The sequence below is a fragment of the Ruoffia sp. FAM 26255 genome (genome assembly GCF_045528525.1).
In the GTDB taxonomy this organism is placed as follows: domain Bacteria; phylum Bacillota; class Bacilli; order Lactobacillales; family Aerococcaceae; genus Ruoffia; species Ruoffia tabacinasalis.
This window is the reverse complement of record NZ_JBGQQX010000070.1, coordinates 1-8,658: the sequence shown is the minus strand read 5'-3', so window position 1 is coordinate 8,658 and position 8,658 is coordinate 1. Positions and strand designations below refer to the sequence as shown.

The following is an 8,658-nucleotide window of genomic DNA, read 5'->3' as shown; positions in this document are numbered from 1 at the left end:
TTCATCCGTGGTAAGATGGGTGTAGGTCATTTGTGGTCACTCCTTTGTATTCTTTGGTCGGAATTACAAGTTGAGTGTACCACAAATGGCTGTTTTAGTTGTCTAGCTTAATTTTACAATTGGCGTTAATAAAAAAGAGGTGTATGCTTATGATGTTTTTAAAGGAAGGTGGAAATATTTTAAAAGATACAACAAGTCAGTCCGGTAAAGAGCACAAACCTCGATTAATTCAGCATGCGAATGGTCCCTCTTTAGAGGAAATTAACGGAACTGTCGAGGTACCCAAAGGCAAAGGCTTTTGGAAAATCCTGTTCGCCTATTCTGGACCGGGAGCATTAGTTGCTGTGGGATATATGGATCCAGGCAACTGGTCTACTTCGATTACGGGTGGGCAAAACTTCCAGTATTTATTAATGTCGGTCATTTTAATGTCTAGTTTAATTGCAATGCTATTACAATATATGGCTGCTAAATTGGGAATTGTTAGTCAAATGGATTTAGCTCAAGCAATTCGAGCGAGAACGAGTAAAAAACTAGGAATCATTTTATGGATTTTAACGGAATTAGCGATTATGGCAACAGATATTGCGGAAGTAATTGGCGCATCAATTGCTCTTTATTTACTTTTTAATATTCCGCTTGTCGTCGCAGTCTTTATTACGGTATTTGATGTTTTATTATTATTGTTGTTAACGAAAGTTGGTTTTAGAAAAATTGAAGCAATAGTTGTCTGTTTGATTTTTGTAATTCTTTTTGTGTTTGTTTATCAAGTAGCGTTGTCTGATCCTAATTGGGGGGATGTACTTAAAGGATTGGTTCCGACTGGTGAAACGTTCTCCTCTACACATTCAATTGGTGGTCAAACGCCTTTAACTGGTGCATTAGGAATTATTGGTGCAACAGTTATGCCTCATAATTTATATCTACATTCGGCTGTGTCTCAGACTCGAAAGATAAATCGTACGGATGAAGATGAAATCGCCAATGCTGTACGATTTTCAACATGGGATTCTAACATTCAATTGACTCTCGCTTTTTTTGTTAACTCCTTATTGCTCATAATGGGAGTTGCTGTTTTTAAAACAGGGGCAGTGAAAGATCCATCATTCTTTGGGTTGTATGAGGCTTTATCAAATCCGGATACATTGAGTAACGGAATTTTAATCACCGTTGCAAAATCAGGTCTTCTTTCTACATTATTCGCAGTCGCGTTACTAGCTTCTGGACAAAATTCAACGATTACCGGAACTTTAACTGGACAAGTAATTATGGAGGGATTCATTCATATGAGAATGCCAATTTGGCTAAGACGTTTAATTACGCGTTTGATTTCAGTTATCCCAGTGTTAATCTGTGTAATTATTACAAGCAGGCAAGGAACGATTCGGGAGCACACAGCGTTAAATACACTAATGAATAATTCACAAGTCTTCTTAGCTTTTGCGTTACCATTTTCGATGGTACCATTATTAATGATGACCAATAGTGAGGTGGAAATGGGAAGCCGGTTTAAAAATTCGATAGTTATTCGGATACTAGGATGGGGTTCAGTAATTGGATTGACATATTTAAATTTGATTGGATTGCCCGGCCAAATTGAAGGTTTTTTTGGTGAAAAGGTGACATCAAGCCAACTTGTACTAGCTGATTCTATTGCCTATGTCATTATCGTCGCAGTATTACTACTGTTAGCGTGGACAATTATTGAACTGTATAAAGGAAATAAAAAATATAATCAATTAATTAATGAAAGGTAAGATGCACTATGGAAGGATTTGATGAATTTAAAAATATTTTAGTTGGGGTAGATGAATCAGAAGGAGCTCAAAAAGCCTTTCAATATGCTGTAAAGCAAGCGAGTAAAACTGGAGCCGCATTACTGATTGCCTCAATTTTAGAAATTGAAGAGTTGAATGTTTATGAAGCGTTAGACCCTGAGTACTTGAGCCAGAAACAAAGTCAATTGTTACTTAATTTGGAAAAGTACAAACAATATGCAGAAAATAGCGGTGTAAAAAACATTCAGCTGTACAGTGGAGAAGGTGATCCGGCCGAGGAAATTACTAAGACGATTTTGCCAGCAACATCTGCAGATATCTTAATCATTGGATCGCGATCAATGCATGGAATTAAAGGATATTTTGGTTCGCATGCTACTTATATGGTTAAAAATTCTCCAATCTCAATTACAGTTATTAAGTAAATATTGCAGATAATATGTATTTGGGTCAATATCTTGGACAAATTTTAATAGAGATGGTTATGCTATTTCCTCTCTTGACAGGTCTTCAAACTCCTGTGGAGTTAGATAACCAATCGAACTAATGTAGCTAAATAGCGCTCGTTTGGCTTCTTCAAAATCTGAGTAAGTAGTCGTATAGACCTCTTCTTTTTTCAATGATGCATAGGAAGATTCGATTATTGTATACTGGCTGCATAAATCCGTTTGTAGAACCATTCCTCCTGGAATGTGATAATGCTTTTTGGATTAGAGTCAATAGCTGAGACACTTTTTACGAGAGATTTTTTATGTTAAGCAGCCAGTATCTTTTTCTAAAATTCAACCGGAGACAGATATGCTAAAGCACTGTGAATTCTGTGGTTGTTATAAAATCCTTGAACGTAACTGAAAATTTGTCGCCTTGCTTCTTCAAAAGTTTGATATATTGGTCGTTGGGACACATGTTCTTTCTTCAATAATGCATGGAATGATTCGATTCCTTCGTTATCGTAGGGACAGCCTTTACGGCTGTAGGAATGGTGATAGTTAATTCTTTCAGCCGTTCTTCGTATTCATTACTTGTATACTGCGACCCTAAATCGGTATGCAAAATCAGCCCATTTTCAACATTTCTATTTGAAACAGCGTCCTCAAGGGCTTTTTCTACAATAACAGTCGTCATATTACGATCAAAGTGATAACCGATAATTTTTCTTGAATGAAGGTCCATGATGGTTGAGAGATAGCACCATCCATCGTCTAACGTATGGATGTATGTGATATCAGCTACCCATTTCTGATTCAACCTAGTAGTAGAAAAATCTTGCTTCAATAAATTTTGATAGTTTTTCAAGAGTTTCTTGGCAGGCTTACCTGCTTTGAATTTCTTAATGACAATAGATCGGATCTTTTGACGCCTCATTGATCTCTGAATACATTTCATGCTGATTTTTCGATAGTCTGAATAGTTTTGTGCGAGTATATAATGAATTTTCCCAGCACCGTAGACACGACCACTTTCGTGGTAGACACGGAGGACTCGACGATCCAACAAAACTTGTTCGTTAGCTCTTTTGGATGGGGTCGGATTAATTTTACGATAGTACACAGCTCTAGATATGCCAAGCAGACGACACATTTTTGACACACTGTGATGGCCTGCTTCTCTTTCTTGACGGATGAATTCAATGATTTCTATTTCTTTGCCAGCAGGCCGAGTGATTTTTTTAAGATGAGGAGTTCCTCGTCTTTTTCTTTTAATTGCTTTTTTAAAGCTTTAGCTTCGTCCGGAGTAAGTCCGCCCGGACTTATTCTGGTTGTAACTTGAACCCACTTTAGTATAGTAGAATATCCAACTTCGTATTCTAAGGATAATTGTCGTGCTTATTTTCCTTGTTTGTGCAACTCTAAAATCGCTTCTTAAATTCTTTCGTGTAGCGTTTTGGCATGACGAGATACCTTCCTTTGAGATTAGTTTACCCTCTCTCAAAATCTGTCTCAACTTCTATCCTACATCCAGGACTTAATAGTTATTAACAAACACTATTATGAATATCAATTCATGCGCGGATTAAAATATGCTATCGATACCAGTAGTGTTGTGCTTGCGGATAGTATATAAATTTAATAAAAGATTCATTAAAAAAATTACATATAGGATAATTTTGTAGGTATGAATCTGGATAGGCTACAATTAACTAGACAGAAAAATTAAGGTGTGTAGACTAGAAGAAAATATACCAGGAGGAATTTTTATGTCTAAGAGAACACGAAGAACTTTTTCACAAGAATTCAAGCAACAAATCGTCAATCTTTACTTAGCTGGAAAGCCACGTGTAGAAATCATTCGAGAATATGAACTAACGGCTTCAGCATTTGACAAATGGGTAAAGCAATCTAAAACGAGTGGTTCATTCAAAGAAAAAGATAATCTTACGCCTGAACAAAAAGAATTGTTAGAACTACGTAAAAGAAACCAGCAATTAGAAATGGAAAATGATATTTTAAAGCAAGCAGCGCTGATATTCGGACGAAGAGACAAGTAATCGATGCGAATAAGCATCTTTACCCTATATCAGCGATGTGCAGAATATTAGGTCTATCACGTCAGTCCTATTATTATCAATCAAAACCAAAGAAAGACGAATCAGAACTTGAAGAAGTAGTCGCTGAAGAATTTATCCGCAGCCGAAAGGCCTACGGCTCAAGAAAAATAAAAAAAGCCTTATCAAAACGAGGCATTCAGATCAGCCGACGAAAAATTAGTAGAATCATGAAAAATAGAGGATTAAAATCGAGCTATACTGTTGCTTATTTTAAAGTACATCATTCTACTTGCAATGAAGCCAAAACGACAAACGTATTGAATCGTAAATTCTTAAGAGACAACCCATTAGAAGCGATCGTAACAGACTTGACTTATGTACGAGTCGAGAAAAAATGGAATTATGTCTGTTTCATTTTGGATCTGTTCAATCGAGAAATTCTCGGCTATTCTTGTGGAGAACATAAAGATGCCGTTCTAGTAAAAAAAGCATTTAGCCGTATCAAACAACCTCTGACAGAGGTTGAGATTTTTCATACTGATCGTGGAAAAGAGTTTGATAACCAAGCTATTGATGAATTATTAACAACTTTTGACATCAATCGATCATTGAGTCATAAAGGCTGTCCTTTTGATAATGCCGTAGCTGAATCAACTTATAAGTCGCTGAAAGTAGAATTTGTCTATCAATACACATTTGAAACCTTACAACAATTGGATTTGGAGTTATTTGACTATGTCAATTGGTGGAACCACCTTCGGTTGCACGGTACACTTGGCTACGAGACACCGGTTGGTTACCGTAACCAGAGATTGGCGCAGCGAATCCTTGATAATGAGCTCGGATGTGCTAACGCTAGCGAGGCAGTCTAACTTTAACTGTTAGCTCCTGCCGAAGATCGTCACATCCGAGGAGGCTCATTGTCAAGGACAATCGGAATAGCATACGGAAAGAAGTTCTGCACCTTATAAAATTTGTCAAAAAAACTGTTGCCATTCCAACTTATTTTTTGAAAAGTATTTATCATATTGGATACGACTTTCAATAGTCTCCTGTTCTATATAACATTTAAGTCTTTCAAAAAATAGAGAGCTATGAATTTGTAGGAGTTCATTTATAATTTCTGGTGCCTCAGTTCTAGAAATGCCGAGATATGATGTTAAGAAAGTTGAGAGTATGAGACGTCTTTCTTTAAGTAAAGCTACTTGTTCCTCACCCGAGGATGTTAAAAAAACACCTTGATAAGAAATGTGCTGAATCATATTTTGATTTACCAGTCTATCCATTATTTCTGTAACAGAAGAAGGCTTGACCTCTAGGATATCAGCAACCTGTCTATTTCTTACCAACTTTTTATCTTTACTAAGTTTGTCAATAACTAGCAGATACTTTTCTTGGGTTGGTGTCAATGTTAGTTCTCCTTTCAAGTAAAATCAGTAGCATCCTACGTTATTAAACTGGGGTGTCTTTATGTAACATATCTAAAAATAATCCTAAGAAAAAAATTAGCTAAGTAATAATTTGTCTTTTGATGATATCTTATCGTAATGAGATATCTGAGGACCGCTCAATCATCAAAAGTCGTCCCTCTAAATAAACTACAAGAATAATTACTTAGAGGGAAACTTTAAAATATCAATATGTTTTTAACATTGCTAAGCTAGACCATCATGAATTTTGTTTAGATTCCATTTCATCATTGTATAGTAGGTATCGCCTTCGGAACCTTCTTTTGCTAATGAATCAGTAAAAATTTTGGAATAAATTTCTAATCCCGTTTCATCGGCAACTTTATTCATTGACTTAGATGAAACAGAGGTTTCTACGAACAAATGTTTGACATCAGAGTTTTCTATTTTAGCTAACACAGCTTTCATTTGTTCGGGAGTACCTTGAGATTCGGTATTGATTTCCCAAATGTAAGCTGGCGCAACATGATAGGCTTTTGAGAAGTATTTGAAGGCACCCTCTGAGGTGACCAATAAACGCTGTGATTCAGGAATATCGAGAAATTTTGATTGCGCTTCCTCATGTAACTTTTGTAATTTTTTGATATAAGCATCAGAATTAGTTTGGTAATAATCTGCATTTTTTGAATCTTTTTCCTTTAAGACTTTGGTGATTGTTTTGACGTATTGAACACCATTGGCTAAATCAAGCCAGGCATGAGGATCTTCTTCTTCGACGTTGGTTGTTAAGTGCTCCGGTGTTACACCTTCACTGGCGGCGAAAACATCTTTATCGAATTCTTTATGAGCAGTGCTTACCAACTTCTTGAACCAACCACTACCGCCAGTTTCTAAATTCAGTCCGTTGTGAAATAAAACTGTTGCATCTGTTGCTTTTGAGATATCTTCCGGTTTAGGTTCATACTCGTGGGGATCCACGCCGCGTTGAACAATACTATATAGTTCAACGCGATCTTTAGCCACATTTTTAACCATGTCTTCCAAAATCGAGTTTGTAGTTACTACGCTGATTTTTTTGGAATCTGTTGATTGTTTGGAATCTCCACTTCGTCCGTTGACAAAAAAGATTACTCCGGCGACGGTTGCGATCACTACTACGATGGTTACTAATATTCTTTTCATATTTACGCCTCTTTTCTATTTTTGTGTATATGTAACAAGTTTTGTTTTGGTGAGAAGATAAAGGAAATTAAGAATAACCCTGCTGCGACAATAACAATCGCTGGACCAGAAGCCCAGTTGAATGTGTAGCTGAAGTACAAACCACAAATTGATGCGACAACACCAAATATAGCGGAGAAAACAAGCATCACGGACAAGCGGTCGGTCCAAAAGTATGCTGTTGCAGCTGGCGTAATTAACATGGCCACTACTAAGATGATTCCGACAGTTTGTAATGCTGATACGGTTACTAGCGTTAAGACGAGCATAAGGCTATAGTGGATTAGTTGGGTATTTAATCCATATGTTTTAGCGAAGGTCTGATCAATGGAAGTGATTAACAATTCTTTATAAAATACTTGTACAAAAATAATCACAATTCCTAAAACAATTGCCGTTGTGATCATATCACTATTACTAACAGCTAGAATGTTTCCAAATAAAATATGGTGTAGATTGGTTGAGCTTTCGGCCATAGAGATTAAAATGAATCCCAATGCATAAAAGAAGCTGAAGACAACCCCTATTGCAGTATCTACTTTGATTTTACTATGAGAAGCCACGTAGCCGATTAACATTGCAGCTAGTACACCAAAAATAGATGCTCCAATCAAGATATTTATACCTAACATATAAGCAACAGCAACCCCTGGCAATACTGAATGAGAAATAGCGTCCCCCATCAAAGACATTCCTCGTAGAATGATGAAACTCCCAATAATCCCAGACATAATCCCCACCATTATTGCAGTGATTAATGCACTTTGAAGGAAATCATATTTTCCTAACGCTTGAAAAAAATCCGAGAGAGCAGTCATTCAATTTACCTCCTGAAATAGAACTGAAGATAAGTCATCACTGAATGCTTTACTGATATTCTTCGAATTGTAGACTTCTTGAGTTGGCCCAAAGTCAATGATTCCGTGATTCATAATGACTAATTCATCAAAGTAATCATAAACTTTATTTAAATCGTGATGGATAACGATAATGGTTTTTTGTTCGTCTCGCCATTGTTTTAAAATAGCCATGATGGCACGCTCACTTTCCACATCAATTCCAACAAAAGGTTCATCTAAGACAACAATTTCTGCCTGTTGTAAAATTGCTCGAGCTACGAATACCCGCTGTAATTGTCCGCCTGACAAATTACCTATTTGCCGATTAGCAAAGTCAGTCATTTTAACTTGCTCAAGAGCTGCATCACAAGCAACACGTTCGCTTTTTCCTGGAGTCTTAAACAATCCCAGTTTTCCATAACTACCAGTTAAAACCAAATCATAGACATTGATTGGAAAACTGAGATCTAAATCCTTTCGTTGCTCTACATAGGCAACCTTCTTTTTTACTGTTGCCATTGAATGACCATCAAGCGCGCTACTACCTGATTTTGGATGAATAAGACCCAATATTGCCTTGATTAAAGTAGATTTACCAGCTCCATTAGGTCCGATAATGCCAGTAATCTTCCCTGCATTAAAATGGACGGATAAATTATTGAATACCGGTGTATCGCAGTACGCAACAGATAATTTTTTTACAGTTAACAAATAAAAACCTCCTTTAAAAACTAAATTTTTCTAATTTTAGTATAACCTCTAAAAATATTTTGGTCAACCTTATTTTTTTTAGGTTTGTCTAATATTTTGCTTTAATTTATTTGATTTGTCAAATTAAGCTAGACAAAACTGCTTCATCTAAGTAACTCAAAAATACTTCCAACGGTGTTCGGTAGTGTAAGGATTTCCGTGGAATCGTGTTC

10 protein-coding genes and 1 pseudogene are annotated in these 8,658 nt (G+C 36.4%); 3 read left to right on the top strand and 8 right to left on the bottom strand.

The annotated features are described in order from the left end of the window. Positions 1-149: 149 nt before the first annotated feature. Together ACEN31_RS10390 and ACEN31_RS10385 are read left to right on the top strand one after the other, a co-directional pair. Positions 150-1,757 carry an Nramp family divalent metal transporter gene (locus ACEN31_RS10390; protein WP_040366370.1) on the top strand — a complete coding sequence of 536 codons (1,608 nt, stop codon included), beginning with the start codon at positions 150-152 and terminating at the stop codon, positions 1,755-1,757. 8 nt (positions 1,758-1,765) lie between these two features. Next, complete coding sequence (locus ACEN31_RS10385; RefSeq protein WP_005879133.1) at positions 1,766-2,203, top strand: universal stress protein; 438 nt, start codon at positions 1,766-1,768, stop codon at positions 2,201-2,203. Positions 2,204-2,260: 57 nt separating this feature from the next. On the opposite strand, the gene ACEN31_RS10380 is transcribed toward ACEN31_RS10385, so the two are convergent. From ACEN31_RS10380 to ACEN31_RS10370, 3 genes are all read right to left on the bottom strand, one after another. Further along, entirely contained in the window at positions 2,261-2,458 is a 198-nt protein-coding gene (locus ACEN31_RS10380; RefSeq protein ID WP_002297837.1) for an IS3 family transposase, read from the bottom strand. 95 nt (positions 2,459-2,553) lie between these two features. Continuing rightward, positions 2,554-2,718: an IS3 family transposase gene (locus ACEN31_RS10375; RefSeq protein ID WP_080489804.1), complete on the bottom strand. Its 165-nt coding sequence runs from the start codon at positions 2,716-2,718 to the stop codon at positions 2,554-2,556. Next, a complete protein-coding gene (locus ACEN31_RS10370) occupies positions 2,694-3,482 on the bottom strand; it encodes an IS3 family transposase (RefSeq protein ID WP_143746385.1) in 789 nt (262 codons plus the stop codon). The genes ACEN31_RS10375 and ACEN31_RS10370 overlap by 25 nt, the downstream gene beginning before the upstream one ends. 493 nt (positions 3,483-3,975) lie before the next feature. On the opposite strand from ACEN31_RS10370, the gene ACEN31_RS10365 reads away from it, so the two are divergent. After that, positions 3,976-5,138 (top strand): IS3 family transposase gene (locus ACEN31_RS10365; protein ID WP_087060381.1). Its coding sequence is split into 2 segments (ribosomal slippage): positions 3,976-4,252 and positions 4,252-5,138, totalling 1,164 coding nucleotides; the frame shifts between segments, so codons are not numbered across the junction. 105 nt (positions 5,139-5,243) lie between these two features. Here ACEN31_RS10365 and ACEN31_RS10360 read toward each other — a convergent pair. From ACEN31_RS10360 to ACEN31_RS10340, 5 genes and pseudogenes are all read right to left on the bottom strand, one after another. After that, the gene (locus ACEN31_RS10360; RefSeq protein ID WP_407109366.1) at positions 5,244-5,675 is read right to left on the bottom strand and encodes a metal-dependent transcriptional regulator; all 432 of its coding nucleotides are present in this window, start codon (positions 5,673-5,675) and stop codon (positions 5,244-5,246) included. Between the two features lie 246 nt (positions 5,676-5,921). Then, the gene (locus ACEN31_RS10355; RefSeq protein ID WP_138405516.1) at positions 5,922-6,857 is read right to left on the bottom strand and encodes a metal ABC transporter solute-binding protein, Zn/Mn family; all 936 of its coding nucleotides are present in this window, start codon (positions 6,855-6,857) and stop codon (positions 5,922-5,924) included. 2 nt (positions 6,858-6,859) lie between these two features. Further along, a complete protein-coding gene (locus ACEN31_RS10350; RefSeq protein ID WP_138405517.1) occupies positions 6,860-7,714 on the bottom strand; it encodes a metal ABC transporter permease in 855 nt (284 codons plus the stop codon). Next, positions 7,715-8,446 (bottom strand): metal ABC transporter ATP-binding protein, encoded by a 732-nt coding sequence (locus ACEN31_RS10345; protein ID WP_007207888.1) that lies wholly within the window; start codon positions 8,444-8,446, stop codon positions 7,715-7,717. A gap of 118 nt (positions 8,447-8,564) precedes the next feature. Next, a pseudogene (locus tag ACEN31_RS10340) lies at positions 8,565-8,658 on the bottom strand (IS30 family transposase); the annotation flags it as partial.

Bases quoted from the DNA above. Each gene is read 5' to 3' on its own strand.
- ACEN31_RS10385 (WP_005879133.1), top strand. From the start codon at position 1,766: ATGGAAGGATTTGATGAATTTAAAAATATTTTAGTTGGGGTAGATGAA.
- ACEN31_RS10350 (WP_138405517.1), bottom strand. From the start codon at position 7,714: ATGACTGCTCTCTCGGATTTTTTTCAAGCGTTAGGAAAATATGATTTC.
- ACEN31_RS10355 (WP_138405516.1), bottom strand. From the start codon at position 6,857: ATGAAAAGAATATTAGTAACCATCGTAGTAGTGATCGCAACCGTCGCC.
- ACEN31_RS10390 (WP_040366370.1), top strand. From the start codon at position 150: ATGATGTTTTTAAAGGAAGGTGGAAATATTTTAAAAGATACAACAAGT.
- ACEN31_RS10380 (WP_002297837.1), bottom strand. From the start codon at position 2,458: ATGGTTCTACAAACGGATTTATGCAGCCAGTATACAATAATCGAATCT.